This is a genomic window from Streptomyces typhae (assembly GCF_009755605.1).
GTDB lineage: Bacteria > Actinomycetota > Actinomycetes > Streptomycetales > Streptomycetaceae > Streptomyces > Streptomyces typhae.
The window spans coordinates 242,891-257,939 of sequence record NZ_WPNZ01000005.1 but is presented as its reverse complement, the minus strand read 5'-3'; the positions used below and the strand labels follow the sequence as shown (position 1 = coordinate 257,939).

The window sequence follows — 15,049 nt, the reverse complement described above, 5'->3', positions numbered from 1 at the left end:
CAGGACCACACCGTGCACGACCACACCGCGGCCGACCACACCCGGCGCGACCACACCGTGCACGACCACACCCCGCAAGGCCACACCGTGCAGGACCCCCCCGCAGAACCACCTCACGAAGAGCCGAGGAGCCCAGGCATGACGACATCCGACGGTCTGACGACGGGCGTGCGCGCCCGCGCCAAGCGAAGTGTCCTGATCTCCGGAGCGAGCATCGCCGGTCCCGCCCTCGCGTACTGGCTGCACCGGTCAGGCTTCGCGGTCACCGTGGTGGAGAAGGCCGGCGCGCCGCGCGCCGGGGGCTATCCGATCGACATCCGCGGTACCGCGATCGAGGTGGTCCGGCGGATGGGCATCCTGCCGCGGCTGCGGGACGCCCACATCGACTCGCGGCGCTGTACGTTCCTCGACGCCGACGGCGCCACCGTGGCCGCGCTCAGTCCGCGTGCCGTCGACGGCGGTGTCGCGGGGCGGGACCTGGAGGTGCGTCGCGGGGATCTGGCCGCGGCCCTCCACGAAGTGGTACGTGACGACGTGGAGTTCCTCTTCGACGACTCCGTCGACACCTTCGTCCAGTCCGGGCACGGGGTCGACGTCACGTTCCGCGGTGGCGGACACCGTACGTTCGACCTGGTGATCGGCGCCGACGGCATGCACTCGTACACCAGAGAGTCCCTGTTCGGCCCCGAAGGACGGTTCCACCGCCATCTCGGCTACTGCTTCGCTCTCTTCACCATGCCGAACACCTTCGGGCTCTCCCACGAGCTCGTGCTGTGGAACACCCCGGGGAGGGCCGCGGCCCTCTACGCCGTCGGGGACGACGACGAGCTGCACGCCTTCCTCACCTTCCACCGGCCGGAACCGCCGCTGGGCGCGTTCAGGAACCCCGACGCCCAACGGGACCTGGTCGCCGCGGCCTTCGCGGACGCGGGGTGGGAGGTCCCGCGCCTGGTCGACGCCCTGCGCGACGCGGACGACCTGTTCTTCGACACGGCCGGTCAGATCCGTATGCCCCGCTGGTCCCAGGGCCGCGTCGCGCTCGTCGGCGACGCCGCGTACGCGCCCTCGTTCCTCACCGGCCAGGGCTCCAGCCTCGCACTCGCCGGCGCCTACGTGCTCGCCGACTCCCTTGCCACGCACCGGGAACACACCGCGGCCTTCGCCGCGTACGAGCACGGCCTGCGCGAGTTCGTCGCCATGAACCAGGCCCTGGTCGACAACGGCGGGGCCACCCTCTTCCCCACCACGGCGCGGGCCCTGGAGCAACGCGACACCATGCTGCGCGGCCTCGTCACCCTGCCCGCCGCGACAGCACGACCCGCGCACTCGGCCCTGACGCTGCCCGCGTTCACTCCGCCGCTACTCGGTGATACCGTGTAGCAGTACTCGGTACTACCCAGTACCGGGGCGGCCGAAGAGGACCCGTGATGGACGACCTGACGGAGATGCTGAAGGGCACACTCGAAGGCTGCGTGCTGCACATCATCGGCAGCGAGGAGACCTATGGGTACGCCATCACGCGTCGGCTCAACGAACTCGGCTTCACCGACGTCGTCGAGGGGACCATCTACACCATCCTGCTGCGTCTGGAGCGCAACGGCCTCGTCCAGGTGACGAAACGGCCCTCCGGCCTGGGCCCACCGCGCAAGTTCTTCGCGCTCAACGACGCGGGGCGCGAAGAACTCACCGCGTTCTGGACGAAGTGGGAGTACCTCTCCGCACGCATCGACAAGCTCAAGGAGGGCGCACGATGACCTTCTGGGAGACCGTCACGGGCAGTGACCTCACCAGGGAGTGGAAGGCGTTCGAAACCCGGGCCGCGGCCCTTCCCGCCGACCACCGGGCCGCGTGGGAACAGATCACCTTCCACACGTCCGCCTACGGGGACTTCACCGGCCGCAACCTCATGCCGATCCTGGACGGCGCCCTGGGGCTGCTCGAAGAGACAGCCGCGGAGGGGCAGAGCGCCCACGAGGTGCTCGGCGACGACATCGCGGGCTTCTGCGCGGCGCTGACCGGCGGAGAAGGCGCCCGGACGCACCGCGACCGGTGGCGCGCGCAGTTGAACAGGAACGTCGCGAAGAAGCTCGGCCGACTGGCCGGTCAGGGGGGCTGACATGGGCATCCACGACATCGTCGAAGGCAAGAAGCAGTGGCGGGCACACATGGCGCGCGTCCAGGCGCTGCCGCCCGACTACCGGATCGTCTACAAGGAGATGCAGAAGTACCTCTTCAAGGTCGGGCCGGTCGACCCGCCCGACGGTCCCCTGCTCCCGGGGATCGTCGACTTCTTCGAAGGGGGCGCGGCCGACGGCAAGGGTGTCCTGGAACTCGTCGGCAGCGACGTCGCCGCCTTCTGCGACGACCTCGTCAAGGACTCGCGCACCAACGCGGACGTCTACCAGGAGTCCGTCAGGCGAGGCCCGTCCGATAGGCGATGACGACGAGTTGCGCCCGGTCGCGGGCCTCCAGCTTCGTCATGGCGCGCTGCACGTGGGCGCGGACGGTGAAGGGGCTCAGGAACATCTGGTCGGCGATCTCCTGATTGGACAGGCCGGTCGCGACCAGTGCCACCATCTCGCGTTCGCGCGGGGTGAGCACGGCGAGCTGTTCGGTGTCGTGCGCGGCGGGGGCCTCCGGTGTGGCCAGGAAACGGGTGACCAGGGAGCGGGTCGCGGCCGGGGACAGCAGGGTGTCGCCGTCGGCGATCGTCCGTACGGCGGCCAGCAGGTCCCCGGCCCCGATGCCCTTGCCGATGAAGCCGGAGGCGCCCGCGCGCAGCGCCTGGGCGACGTACTCGTCGGTCTCGTACGTGGTGAGGATCAGGATGCGGGTGCCCCGCAGGTCCGGGTCCGCGCAGACGCGGGACGTGGCGGCGAGGCCGTCCACCTCGGGCATGCGGATGTCCATGATCACGACGTCCGGGCGCAGTTGCCGGGTCAGGCGCACCGCCTCCCTGCCGTCGGCCGCCTCACCGACGACCGTGATGTCGTCGGCGGAGTCGAGCAGCATGCGGAAGGCGCCGCGCAGCAGCGCCTGGTCGTCGGCGAGAAGCACCCGGAGCGTCACGGCGTCTCCCCGGTGCCCGTCGTCTCCCCCGTGCCCTTCGCGTTCTTCGCGTTCTTCGTGTTCATCGCGCTCTTCGTGTCCTTCGTGTCCCCTGTGTGCCTCGTCTCCCCCGTGGCCGCCGCCTCGCCCGTCGCTTCCCTCTCCGCGTCGGCTCCTTGCGCCGGTCCCTTGACGGGCGGCAGCGGCAGTTCGGTGGAGACGAGGAAGCCGCCCTCCGGGCGCCTGCCCGCGGAGAGGTGGCCCCCGACCGCGGTGGCCCGTTCCCGCATTCCGATCAGCCCGTAGCCGGGCGGGCGTTCCGGCAGTGTGGTCGCACGCGGTGGGGTGACACGCGGTGGGGTCGTACGCGGTCCCGTGGGTGTGAGCGGTCCGGCGGTGGCTGTGCTCGGCACCGTACGGGGGTCCTTTCCGTCGTCGGCGACGGTGATGGTCACTCGGTCGCGGTTCCAGGTGAGGCGCACCCGGGCGCTGCCGGTTCCTGCGTGCTTGGTCACGTTGGTCAGGGCTTCCTGGATGATGCGGTAGGCGGTGAGGTCCAGTCCCGGCGGCAGGGGGCGGGTGGTGCCCGCCTGGTGCAGCGAGACCTCCAGGCCCGCGCGGCGGAAGGATGCGAGGAGCGTGGGGAGACGGGAGAGGCCGGGCGCCGGTTCGTCGGGGCCCGGCGCGTCCCCGGTCTGCCGCAGCAGACCGACCGTGGCGCGGAGTTCGTCGAGCGCGCCGCCGGTGGTCTCGACGAGTTCCCGCAGGCTCTTGCGGGTCTGTTCGGGGCGGGTGTCGAAGAAGTGGGCCGCGACCGTGGCCTGCGCGTTGGCGAGGGTGATCTGATGGGCCACCAGGTCGTGCAGTTCCCGGGCGATGCGCACCCGTTCCTCGGCCACTCTGCGGCGCGCCTCGCTGTCCCGGCTCTGCTCGGCCCGCTGGGCACGCTCCTCCACCGCCGCCAGATAGGCCCGCCGGTTGTGCACCGCGCGCCCGAGCACACCGGCCACCAGCGGGAACGCCGCCACCGACCCCACCCTGCTCGCGTCCTTCCACGACAGGTCCCCGAACAAGGGGGTGGAGGCGACGAGCAGCGCCGCGGAGGTCAGCGCCACCGCGAGAACCGCGCGCCGTTCGGTGCGCGCGGCGCGCGAGTACGAGTACGCGGTGATCACAGCCGGTGCCACGACGAGCGGGCTCAGCAGGAGGCCCAGGGGCGGCACCAGCATGCCGCTCGCGGTCGTGACCGCCAGGGCGACCAGGGGCGCCCGGTGCCGCAGCGGCAGCACGGCACAGGACACCACGGCGACGAAGCAGGCGGCGGCGGACGGCGGTGACAACGAGCTGCCGTCGTCCTGGAGCACGCCGCCGAGCAGGCAGAGCGCGAACGCCGTCGCCGTGATCGCTGCCTCCCGCCACCACCTGCCGCGTGGTCGCGGGCCGCCACCGCTCCTTCTGTCCGTCATGACCGGATCAGTACCGGTGCCCGTGCCGGCCGACGGGATGCCGGGGCGCCGGCGCGTCGGGCGCGTCCGGCGCGGTCGCGGGCGCCGGGACATGCGGGCTCAGCTTCTCGCCCTCGATGTCCACGTCCGGCAGCACACGGGTCAGGATACGGGGCAGCCACCAGGCCCGGTGGCCGAGCAGTGCCAGGACGGCGGGCACGATCGCCATCCGGACCACGAAGGCGTCGAAGGCGACGGCGGCGGCCAGGCCGACGCCCATCGTCTGGATGGTCGGGCTGCTCATCCCGATGAATCCGGCGAACACGCTGATCATGATGATCGCCGCGGCGGCCACCACCCGCCCGCTGTGCCGGAAGCCGTTGACGACCGCCTCACCGGGGGACGCGCCGTGGACGTGGGCCTCCCGCATCCGGGTGAGGAGGAAGACCTCGTAGTCCATGGCGAGGCCGAAGACTATGCCGATGACGAGGATCGGCATCAGCGACATGACGGGACCGGTCTGCTCGATGCCGATCAGGTCGGCCGCCCAGCCCCACTGGAAGACGGCGACGAGCACGCCGAACGCGGCGCCCACGGACAGCAGGAAGCCGAGCGCGGCCTTGACCGGGACAAGGATCGAGCGGAAGACCACCGTCAGGAGCAGCACCGCCAGGCCGATGACGACGGTCAGATAGGGGATGAGGGCGTCGGACATGGCTTCGGAGATGTCGATGTTCATCGCGGTGGTGCCGGTGACGTAGACGCCGGCGCCCGTGTCGGCCTCGACGCCGGCGACCGCGCCCCTGATCGCCTGCACCACGTCCTTGGTCTCGCCGCTGTTCGGCGCCGTCCTCGGGACGGCGGTGAGGACGGCCGTGTCCTTGCTCTTGCTCAGCACCGGAGTACCGACCGAGGCGACCCCGTCCACGCCTCGTACGGTCTTGACGACGAGATCGGTGGTGGCGCGGGCGGCGTCGGCGGACTTCGAGGTGTCCACGACCACGGTGAGCGGGCCGTTGAAGCCGGGGCCGAAACCGTCCGACAGCAAATCGTAGGCGCGTCGCTGGGTGGTCTCCACGGACTTGGACTCGTCGCCGGGCAGGCCGAGTTCGAGGCTCAGCGCCGGCAGGGCGACGGCGCCGAGACCGAGTCCCGCAGTGAGGAGCACGGCCACCGGGCGGCGCAGCACGAACCGCGCCCAGCGGGTGCCGAGTCCGCCGCGGCCGGCCTCGGCGGACTCCGCGTGCGGGTGCGCGCTTGCGGTCCTGCCGCCCTTGCGGACGGCGCGGGACAGCACCCGTCGGCCGAAGAAGCCGAACAGCGCGGGGGTGAGGGTCAGGGCGACGAGCACGGCGAGGGCGACGGCACCCGCGCCGCCCATGCCCATCTTGGTGAGTTCGGGGATGCCGACGACTCCCAGGCCGACCAGGGCGATGAAGACGGTCGCGCCGGCGAAGACGACGGCGGATCCGGCCGTGCCCACGGCCCGGCCCGCGGCCTCCTCCGGCTCGCGGCCCCGGGCGCGCTCGTCGCGGTAGCGGGAGGTGATGAACAGCGCGTAGTCGATGCCGACGGCGAGGCCCAGCATCAGCGCCAGAATGGCCACGGTGGAGGTCAGACCCAGCGGCACGGCGAGCGCGGAGACCAGCCCGAAGGCGATGGCCACGCCCACGAAGGCGGTCAGGAGCGACAGCCCGGCCGCGACGAGCGAGCCGAGGGCGAGGACGAGGACCACCGCAGCGACCGCCACGCCGACGATCTCCGTGGTGCCGCCCGGTGACTCCTCCGCGTCCAGGGCGGAGCCGCCGATCTCCACGGTCAGGCCCGCGGCCCTGGCCCGGTCCGCGGCACCCTCCAGGGCGCTCTTCACCGACTCCTCCAAGTCGACGGCGTCCGCAGTGTAGGTGATCGTGGAGTAGGCGACGGTGCCGTCCTTGCTGACGGCTCCGGTCCCGTACGGGTCGGTGGCCAAGGCGACCTGGTCGCTCCCGTCCAGCGAGCCGAGCGTCCTCTCGACGGCGGCCTTGTTCTTCCCGGCCGTCACCCGCTGTCCGTCCGGGGCCCGGAACACCAGGCGGGCCTCGGCGCCCTGGGAGTTGCTCTCGGGGAAGCGCTCGTCCAGTAGGTCGAACGCCTTCTGCGACTCGGTGCCGGGCATGGAGATGTCCTCTTCCTCGCCGCTCGGCGCGACGGCCGCGGCGACGACGGCGAGGAGCAGGCCGCCCAGCCACAGACCGCCCACGAGCCGGCGCCGCCGGAAGGCCCACCGTCCGATCCGGTAAAGAAATGTCGCCACCTGTTGATCACTCCAGACACCGCTAGGGCAAGGGGAACGCGCGGGATCCGCGCGTCTCCACACTCCCTTCCGGCGCCCCTGCGGGGCATCGTCCCCCGCCGCCGTCCTCCGCTGGTGCGCCCGGACCAGGCCGTCGGGTGTTCTGGTGCGTACGCACTACAGGCCGCGGAGCGGGCCCGGACACGTCATGTGTCCGGGCCCGCTCGCGTACGCCCGACGGTGCCATCCCCTTGCGAACGGGTCCGGCAACTCGGCAACTGGGCAGGTGGGGCCGGGGGTCAGTTCGCCCCGCCCTGGCCGGCGCTGCCGATCGGGCCGACCTTCACCGGGGATCCCGCGCCGTCCGTGACGGGCAGGGTGGCGGCGCCCGGCCACTCGACGGAGAACGACTTCGTCTCGCCGGGAGGGGTCACCACGAGCCCGCTGACGCTGACGCCTGAGCCGCCCGAGTCGTTGACCGGGTAGGTGACGCCGAAGGACACCGACTCGCCGTCCTTGAGGGTCATCGGGGCGGCGCCCTGACCCTTGCGCTGGGCGGACAGGGCGCCCTCGCTGGTCTTCAGGTCGACGCCGGCGAAGCCGGACAGGGCGCAGTCACGGCCGCCGCCGTTCTTGAACGTGATCGCCACGGTGCCCTCGGAGTCGCCGTCGATCGTGCTGTCCTGCGCGGAGATGTCGAGTTCGTCGGTGCGGCACTTGCCGATCTTTCCGCCTTCGTTGGATCCGGTCCCCGCGACCGTGCCCTGCCCGCCAGTGCCCTCCTCGGCGGAGCCCTCGCCCGCGGAGTCCTTCCCGGCGGAGTCCTTGCCACCGCCCTGCTCCGCACCGCCCGAGCCGCCACCCGTGGAAGACGTGCTGGATTCGGCCGACGGCGATGTACCCGCCTTGTCGTCACCGTCGTTGCACGCCGTGAGCGTAAGGCCCGCGGCAACGGCCAGAGCGGCGAAGGTGAGCTTGCGAACACGCATCGAAATCTTCCTCAGCATCGGTATCGGAATCGGTATCGGAATCGGTGTCGGAATCGGTGCCGGTGTCGGTGTCGGTGTCAGTGTCAGTGCTGGTGTCAGTGCTGGTGTCGGTGTCGGTGGGAGGCGCCGACCACTCGGCGGAGGCCGCCGCCAGCGAGCGCTGCTGCCCCCCAAGAGCCCCCGCCCCGAACCCTCGTTCCGATCAACCCCGCGCTAATACACCGCTGTTACACACACCCACCGGGCACGCACCGCACTCCCGGTTCCCGGCCCCGCCCCGACTGGCCGGGACCGCGGTTCCCGCACTTTCGCGCACCAGTTCATCTCCGACCGCCCGCTGGGACAGACCTGTGACCCAGAAGATCTTGACCACGACCAGGACCATGGGACCCCTCGGAACGGTCTCAACCCGCCCACTCCTGTGATGAATTCGTGAAGCTCACTGATGTCGTCCGGTGGCCGCCATGCGCCCTGGGGGGAGCGGGAGCGACCACCAACAGGCACATGAACCCGTGGGGGGCGCTCAGCGATGCTGTGCACGATGTGTGAGTTCCATACGGCGTCGACCTCTGGGGGGTACTGCGACGTCTGCATCCAGATCGCAGCGAGCCAGGCCACTCCGCGGCCCGAGGCGTCAGGTGAACATCCGCCCGGTGCGCTCGCCCGTCGGCCTCGGCTGGGCTGTCGTGGGGCAACGGCCCTGGTGGCGAACGGTGTTGTCTTCCTGGTCTGGTTCCACCGCGTACGGGTGAACGCCGAGGTGTTCGAACCGTGCGTCCACCGCAAGGGGCGCGGCTGGACGGCCGCGCTCGGCGACCCCGCTGGTCGCCCCGGCGCTCGCCGCGCTGCACCAGGACCCGGGCGCGCGATGGACCGTCGAGTCCCTCGCGGACCGCGCGGGCCTGTCCCGCGCGGCCTCCGCCCACCGGTTCACGACGCTGGTCGGCGAGCCGCCCCTGGCCCATCTGGCGCGCTGGCGCATGACGACCGCCGCTCGGCTCCTGCGTGAGTCCGACGGTCCGTTGACGGCGGTCGCCGTCCGCACCGGCTACGGCTCGGCGCACGCCTTCGCCAAGGCCTTCAGGCGCGAGTACGGGAAGGCGCCCGGCGGATACCGGCGGGAGGCCCGTCGCACCGCCGCCTGAGGCCCGAGCCGTGAGGACCGGTACCTGCGGCTGTACGGGCCGCCTCAGCCACGCGCGCGCGTGCGCGGGGGCGTCGCCGCGGCGCGGAGACCCGCGACCGTCAGCGCGACGACCAGCAGACAGGCCAGGGTGGCGACCAGCGCCGAGAGTGCCGGGAGCGGCGGTGTCACTCCGTCGGGCCGCAGGACGTGGGCGAGCGTCCTGGAGTCGACGCGGTCGTCCGCGAGATGACTGACCGCCAGCACGCCTACCACCAGGGTGCTCGTCACGGCCACCACCGGTGACCTGCTCAGGAACAGGGCCACGCCGGACGCGGCGCAGACGGCGGAGACGCCGAACGCGGCCGACAGGGCGAAGGCGGACGCGTCCGCCCAGCGCAGCGGGAAGTGAGCCACCGCGCAGAGCAGCACGAGCACGCCTGCCAGGCGGCGCAGCCACACCAGGGGCGCACCGCCGACCTGAGCGCTCCGGGCCCGGATGTCCCGGGCGCGGCTGTCCCGGGCGCGGGTGTCCCGGGCGCGGGAGTCCCGGGCGCGCGCGTCCGGGCTACCGGCGTCCCGGCTACGGGCATCCCGGCCACGGGCGGCCTTCGCGGTGGCGGGCCCCCGGCCAGCCGCGCGGGCGTCAGCGGCGGTCGCTGCCGACTCGCGGTCGGCCGCCGCGGACTCGGCGCGGTCCTTGCCCGGCGCCGCGAGAGAGTGGGCCTGCGACAGGTCGGCGTCCGCTCGGCGGTCCCCCGGGTCGCCGAGGCTGCCGATGAGCTGCATCAGGTCGTCCACGGACCTGGTCGTGGCGGCGGCGTGCACCGCCTCCGCGCCGGAGTGCGGGTCGTGCGGCGGGCGGGACAGCAGGTGCACGAGTCGGCTCACGTCGGGAATGGGACGTTCCGCGGCGGCGTGCCGGATGGCGTCGTCCAGCTGCTCCGCGGGGTGTTCCGGCGGGGCGAGGAGTTCCACGAGCCGGGAGACGTCCTCGACGGAGCGGGCGACGGCCGCGAGGCGCAGCACCGACACGGCGGTGGGCAGATTCCCCGGCGCCTGCTCCAAGCGGGTGACCAGGTCGACGACGTCGTCCAGGGGCCGGGTCACCACGGCGACGCGTATGAGCTCCTCCACCGCGGCGTCCTCCGCGTGCCCGGCCCCCGGCGCCGTCCGCTCCGGAGCGGGGCCGTCCGTGGTGTCGTACGCCGTGTGGCGCGGGGGTTCGTCGCCGACGTGTGCATCGAGGTGCTCGTCGGCCCCCCGCACCCAGGGTGCGGGCCGGACGGCGGCCGGAGGCCGGGTTCCGAGCCGAGCGGTGCCCGACGCGTTCGTCGTCGCGGAGGACGTAGCAGAGGACGGGGCAGAGGACGGGGCAGAGGATGACTCAGCGGGCATCTTCGCTTCTCCCTTTCACCGGGGTCGCCAGGTTTTCGCGTCTCCCTTTCACCGGGACGCCTCGCGCCCCGGACATGAGCGTGTATCCCGTTCTAGGCACGCATCTTTTGCCTCGCCACTGGAGGAGTCGCCGCAGATCCGCCCGTCGGCGCCCGCTTCAACGTCAGATTTCGTTCTCTGGACGGCGACCTCTCTCGTTCTGAAGGACGAGGAGCGCGATGTCGTCGGGGCGCTGCGCGGTGGAGCTGACCTCGCCGAGGAGGTCGTCGACGAGGAGGTCGAGGTCCCGGTCGTCCGCGCGGGCGAGGTGGTGCGCGAGGTGGGCGATGGAGTCGTCGAGGTCGACGCCGGGGGTCTCGATGAGGCCATCGGTGTAGAAGGCGAGCAGCAGACCCGGGGTGAGGGGGATCTCGGTCAGGGGGAACACGGCGTCGGGGTCGATGCCCAGGAGGGGGCCCGGCGGGACGGTGACGGGCCGCGTCCCCCGGTCGGGGAGCCGCAGGAGGGGCGGCGGATGACCGGCGCTGGCCAGCGTCACGCGGCGGCGGGCGAAGTCCAGGTGCGCGTAGAGACAACTGGTGAACAGGCCGGGGTCGAGGCCGATGAGGAGCCGGTTGGTGCGGGAGAGGACCTCATCGGGGGGTGTGCCGAGGGCCGCGTGGGCGTAGACGCCGGTACGCACCTGGCCCATCAGCGCGGCGGCGGCGACATTGTGACCCTGGACGTCGCCGATGACCGCCGCGGCGGCGGTGTCGCCGAGCCGGATCAGGTCGTAGAAGTCGCCGCCGATGTCCATGCCCCGGGTCGCGGGCAGATAGCGGGCGGCGACCCGCAGGCCGCCGACCTGGGGCAGGGTGCGCGGGAGCAGCGCCTCCTGAAGGCCGTGGGCGAGCTCGTGCTTGGTGTCGTAGAGGCGGGCGCGGTCGAGGGCCTGGGCGATGAGCCCGGCGAGTGACGTCAGGACGGCGCGTTCCTCGGCGGCGAACGCGTGCGGCCTCTCGTAGGACAGGACGCACACCCCCACGGGCCGACCCGAGGTGATCAGCGGCAGGAAGGCCCACGCCTGCTTGCCGCTGACATGCGGCGCCTCGGGGTACAGGCGCCGCATCTCCTCGGGGTCGGAGAAGAAGGCGGGGATGCCGCTGCCGAGGGCGTGTCCGGCCGGGGTGAAGCGGGTGTCGAGGGGCAGGGCGTCGAGGCGTTCGACGGTCTCGGGGGTGTAGCCGCGGGTGCCGGTGATCCGCAGCTTGCCGAAGTCCGCGGTGGACAGGACCAGGCCCTGGGCGCCGAAGGCGGGCATGATTTGGTCGGCGACGAGATCGACGACATCCTGGACACCGACGACCTCGGTCAGCGCGGCGGCCAGGTGCGTGAGCTGGTACAGCCGGCCCGCCCGCGCCGGTGTGACGGTGCGAGGGGGTGCTCCGGGCGCCGGGGCGGGCGGGGGCCGGGTGCCGGTGGGCACGACGCGGACGCTGATGCCACTGGCGTCCGGGTAGAGGTGGATGTCCAGCCAGCCGTCGGGCGGGCGGCACGCGGTGAACGAGACGGGGCTCCGGCTGAGCACCGCGGCCCGGTAGCGGTCCTCGTACGTGGGATCGTCCAGCCAGCGCAGGGACTGCCACGGCAGCGTGCCGAGCAGCTGACCGGCCTCGCGGCCGAGGAGTTCGCAGGCGCCCGCGCTGACGTAGGTGAAGTGCCCTTCGAGGTCCAGGGCGCAGCTGCCGCCGGGCAGGCGCTCGGCGAAGTCGGCCGCGGCCATCGCCGGGCTGGTGGACCGGCGGCCGGTGCCCGCGGCGACGACACGCAGGCGCCCGCCCGGGCCCCGGGGACCGCCGCGCTCGACGCCTTCCTCCAGGATCCGTGCCAGACGGCGGCAACGTGACTCGATGTGCCCGCGCTCCCTGTCGGTCATGTACGGCGGCCGGGTGGCGGGCCACACCAGGAGCAGCGCGCCCCAGATGCGGCTGCCGGTGACCGGCGCGGCCACCAGCGCCAGCGGGTAGGGCAGCACCATCGCGGTACGCGGATAGGAGCGGGCCATCTCATCCTGGCTGCCCACCCACACGAGGCGGCGCTCACGGACCGCCACGGCGATGGGCGCGGGCGCGGCCACCGGGACCCGCGCCCAGGGGGCTGCGAACTCCGCCGGTGCCCCGCACAGCAGGTCCAGATGCAGCAGTTGCCCGTCCGGGGCGAGGAGGTACAGGGCGCCGATGGACGCGCCGGTTCCGCGCACGCTCTCCGCGAACGCGGTGTCCAGCTCGTCGGCGTCGACCGCGGCATCGGCGTCGACCGCGGCGTCGCTGTCGACCCCGGCGTCGGTAGCACCGTCGGCATCGGCGGCCGGGTCACCCGTGCCGGTCACGAGGCACCTCCAGCATCGCAGGGGCGACCGTGTGCGGCACGGGCACGCCGGACGTGCCCGAGCTCGCCCATATCTGGACGTTACGCCTCTGCCGTACGGTCGGCACGCCGTCCCGCGGGGGGGCGGTCGCGCGATGCCACGCCGCCCGGCCCGGCACGAGCCGTCACTCCGCACCGACCACGGCCACCCGGCCACCCGGCCACCCGGCCACCCGGCCACCCGGCCACCCGGCCACCCGGCCACCCGGCCACCCGGCCACCGTACGGCGTACGGCGTACGGCGTACAGCGGCCGCAAAGCGGCGGTCAGTCGACACGAGGCCCCGGCAACCCCCCACCCGGCCACCACGTCTCCCCTCATGGGCCCGCACCCCGACCCGCATGGGCCCGCACCCCGACCCGCATCGGCCCGCACCCCGACCCGGAGGGGGGACCTCATGCTCAGCAGCTGGCGGCGGTACGCCGACCGCTGTCCCCGCCTCGTCGAGACCGCGTTCCTCGCCCTGCTGTGCGCCGCCACCGGCGCGCAGAACGACCGGGGCCCCGGCTGGTGGCCCGGTCTGCTCATCACCACCACGTCCTGCCTCGCCCTGCTGTGGCGGCACACCCGTCCGGGGCCCGTCGTGGCGTCCACGGCGATCTCCGCGGCCCTCCTGGGCGCGCTGGGGTACCCGGTCGACGTCCTGCTGCTGCTCCCTCTCATGGTGGCGATGTACGCCCTGACGGTCGTCGCCCCGCAGCGGACCGTGCGGGTGTACTGCGTCGCCGCCATCGTCGTGGTGGCGCTCGCGGGCCTCTCGTCGGACAGGAACGACGAGTCCTGGCAGGGCAAGACCGTCGTACCCGCGTTCTGGATCTCCCTGTCGGTCGTCCAGGGCACGAACGTGCGGACGCGGCGCGCCCATCTGGACGCCGTGCGCGCACGCGCCGAACACGCCGAACGCACCCGCGAGGACGAGGCGCGCCACCGCGTCGCCGAGGAGCGCGTCCGCATCGCCCGGGAACTGCACGACGTCGTCGCGCACCACATGGCTCTCGCCCATGCCCAGGCGGGCACCGCCGCGCATCTCGCGCGCACCCGGCCCGATGAGGCCGGGAGGATCCTCGGCGAGCTGACCGGCACCACGTCGGCCGCCCTGCGCGAACTCCAGGCCACCGTGGGCCTCCTGCGCCGCCCCGAGGAACCCGAGGACGTCCTGGAACCGGCTCCGGGGCTCGCCCGGCTGCCCGAGCTGGTGTCCGCGTTCGCCTCCGCCGGGCTCCGGGTCGTCGTCACCGTCGACGGCGAGGAGCGCACGCTCTCCCCCGGGACGGACCTCGCCGCCTTCCGGATCGTGCAGGAGGCACTCACCAACGTCGCCAAGCACGCGTCCGCCGACACCGCCCAGGTGCGGCTCGCCTACGCGCAGGACCTGCTGACCCTGACGGTCCGCGACCACGGCGGAGCCGTATCGCGGCCGTCGGCTGCGGGCGGCGGGTTCGGCGTCATCGGCATGCGCGAGCGCGCCCGTGCCGCCGGGGGGCGCCTGGACGCCGGCCGGCACCCCGAGGGCGGGTACGCCGTCACCGCCGAACTCCCCCTCCACCCCTGACCCCGGCACCTCTCAGCCATGCGCCCCCTGTCCCTCGGACTCCCGGAAGGCCCCGATGACCATTCGTGTGCTGCTCGCCGACGACCAGACGCTGCTGCGGCAGACCTTCCGGCTCCTGATCGACTCCTGCGCGGACATGGAGGTCGTCGGCGAGGCCGCCGACGGCGCGGAGGCCGTCGGGCTCGCCCGCGCGCACCGCCCCGACATCGTCCTGATGGACATCCGCATGCCCGGCACCGACGGCCTCGCCGCGACCGAGGCCATCTGCGGCGACCCCGGCCTCCGGGCGACGCGGGTGCTCGTCCTCACCACGTTCCAGACCGACCAGCACGTCGCCCGTGCCCTGCGCGCGGGCGCCAGTGGGTTCCTCGGCAAGGACGTCTCCGCCGACGCGCTCCTCGACGGCATCCGCACCGTGGCCGCCAGCGACGCGCTCCTGTCCCCCACCGCCACGCGCGCGCTCATCGCCCGCTTCCTCGCCGCCCCGGACCCCGACGCCGCCCCGGCTCTCCCGGCGGACCTCGCCTCCCTCACCGCGCGCGAACGCGAGGTGACCGCGCTGGCCGCGCAGGGGAGGTCCGACCGGGAGATCGCCGGGGAGCTGTCCGTGAGCCCGCTGACCGTGCGCACCCACCTCCAGCGCGCGAAGACCAAACTCGGCGCCCGCGACCGCGCCCAACTGGTCGCCCTCGCCTACCGGACCGGCCTCGTCCGCCCCTGACCCGCGCTTGAGCACCGACTCGCCACACAACAGAACACTCTTCCTCGAAGGCCTGGGGGCCCTGATGCGCATCTTCCCGACGACATCCTGGA

12 protein-coding genes and 1 pseudogene are annotated in these 15,049 nt (G+C 73.0%); 7 read left to right on the top strand and 6 right to left on the bottom strand.

Annotation, left to right across the window (positions count from 1 at the left end):
- The first annotated feature begins 138 nt into the window (after positions 1-138).
- Genes GPA10_RS11520 through GPA10_RS11505 form a run of 4 tightly spaced genes read left to right on the top strand, consistent with a single transcriptional unit; the run spans position 139 to position 2,441 of the window.
- Positions 139-1,380 carry an FAD-dependent monooxygenase gene (locus GPA10_RS11520; protein WP_157165544.1) on the top strand — a complete coding sequence of 414 codons (1,242 nt, stop codon included), beginning with the start codon at positions 139-141 and terminating at the stop codon, positions 1,378-1,380.
- Positions 1,381-1,427: 47 nt separating this feature from the next.
- The gene (locus tag GPA10_RS11515; RefSeq protein WP_157165405.1) at positions 1,428-1,754 is read left to right on the top strand and encodes a PadR family transcriptional regulator; all 327 of its coding nucleotides are present in this window, start codon (positions 1,428-1,430) and stop codon (positions 1,752-1,754) included.
- Positions 1,751-2,116 carry a DUF1048 domain-containing protein gene (locus GPA10_RS11510; RefSeq protein WP_157165404.1) on the top strand — a complete coding sequence of 122 codons (366 nt, stop codon included), beginning with the start codon at positions 1,751-1,753 and terminating at the stop codon, positions 2,114-2,116. The genes GPA10_RS11515 and GPA10_RS11510 overlap by 4 nt, the downstream gene beginning before the upstream one ends.
- Before the next feature lies 1 nt (position 2,117).
- The gene (locus GPA10_RS11505) at positions 2,118-2,441 is read left to right on the top strand and encodes a DUF1048 domain-containing protein (protein WP_157165403.1); all 324 of its coding nucleotides are present in this window, start codon (positions 2,118-2,120) and stop codon (positions 2,439-2,441) included.
- Here GPA10_RS11505 and GPA10_RS11500 read toward each other — a convergent pair.
- The 4 genes from GPA10_RS11500 to GPA10_RS11485 form a co-directional block, all read right to left on the bottom strand.
- Entirely contained in the window at positions 2,413-3,069 is a 657-nt protein-coding gene (locus GPA10_RS11500) for a response regulator transcription factor (RefSeq protein WP_343040677.1), read from the bottom strand. The two genes, GPA10_RS11505 and GPA10_RS11500, sit on opposite strands and share 29 nt — an antisense overlap.
- The gene (locus GPA10_RS11495; protein ID WP_157165402.1) at positions 3,066-4,514 is read right to left on the bottom strand and encodes a sensor histidine kinase; all 1,449 of its coding nucleotides are present in this window, start codon (positions 4,512-4,514) and stop codon (positions 3,066-3,068) included. Before GPA10_RS11495 ends, GPA10_RS11500 begins: the two co-directional genes overlap by 4 nt.
- Positions 4,515-4,521: 7 nt before the next feature.
- Complete coding sequence (locus GPA10_RS11490; protein ID WP_343040676.1) at positions 4,522-6,789, bottom strand: MMPL family transporter; 2,268 nt, start codon at positions 6,787-6,789, stop codon at positions 4,522-4,524.
- Between the two features lie 278 nt (positions 6,790-7,067).
- On the bottom strand, positions 7,068-7,757 hold the full coding sequence (locus GPA10_RS11485) for a DUF4232 domain-containing protein (protein WP_157165401.1): 690 nt from the start codon (positions 7,755-7,757) through the stop codon (positions 7,068-7,070).
- A 787-nt stretch (positions 7,758-8,544) separates the two neighbouring features.
- On the opposite strand from GPA10_RS11485, the pseudogene GPA10_RS42355 reads away from it, so the two are divergent.
- Positions 8,545-8,902, top strand: a pseudogene (locus tag GPA10_RS42355) (helix-turn-helix transcriptional regulator); the annotation flags it as partial.
- 44 nt (positions 8,903-8,946) lie between these two features.
- On the opposite strand, the gene GPA10_RS11470 reads toward GPA10_RS42355, so the two are convergent.
- On the bottom strand, positions 8,947-10,278 hold the full coding sequence (locus GPA10_RS11470) for a hypothetical protein (protein ID WP_157165398.1): 1,332 nt from the start codon (positions 10,276-10,278) through the stop codon (positions 8,947-8,949).
- A gap of 163 nt (positions 10,279-10,441) precedes the next feature.
- Positions 10,442-12,646, bottom strand: a complete 2,205-nt coding sequence (locus GPA10_RS11465) for a SpoIIE family protein phosphatase (RefSeq protein WP_343040675.1) — start codon at positions 12,644-12,646, stop codon at positions 10,442-10,444.
- Between the two features lie 435 nt (positions 12,647-13,081).
- On the opposite strand from GPA10_RS11465, the gene GPA10_RS11460 reads away from it, so the two are divergent.
- Both GPA10_RS11460 and GPA10_RS11455 read left to right on the top strand, forming a co-directional pair.
- Complete coding sequence (locus tag GPA10_RS11460) at positions 13,082-14,236, top strand: sensor histidine kinase (RefSeq protein WP_157165397.1); 1,155 nt, start codon at positions 13,082-13,084, stop codon at positions 14,234-14,236.
- Between the two features lie 55 nt (positions 14,237-14,291).
- Entirely contained in the window at positions 14,292-14,957 is a 666-nt protein-coding gene (locus GPA10_RS11455) for a response regulator transcription factor (RefSeq protein WP_157165396.1), read from the top strand.
- The last annotated feature ends 92 nt before the right edge of the window (positions 14,958-15,049 follow it).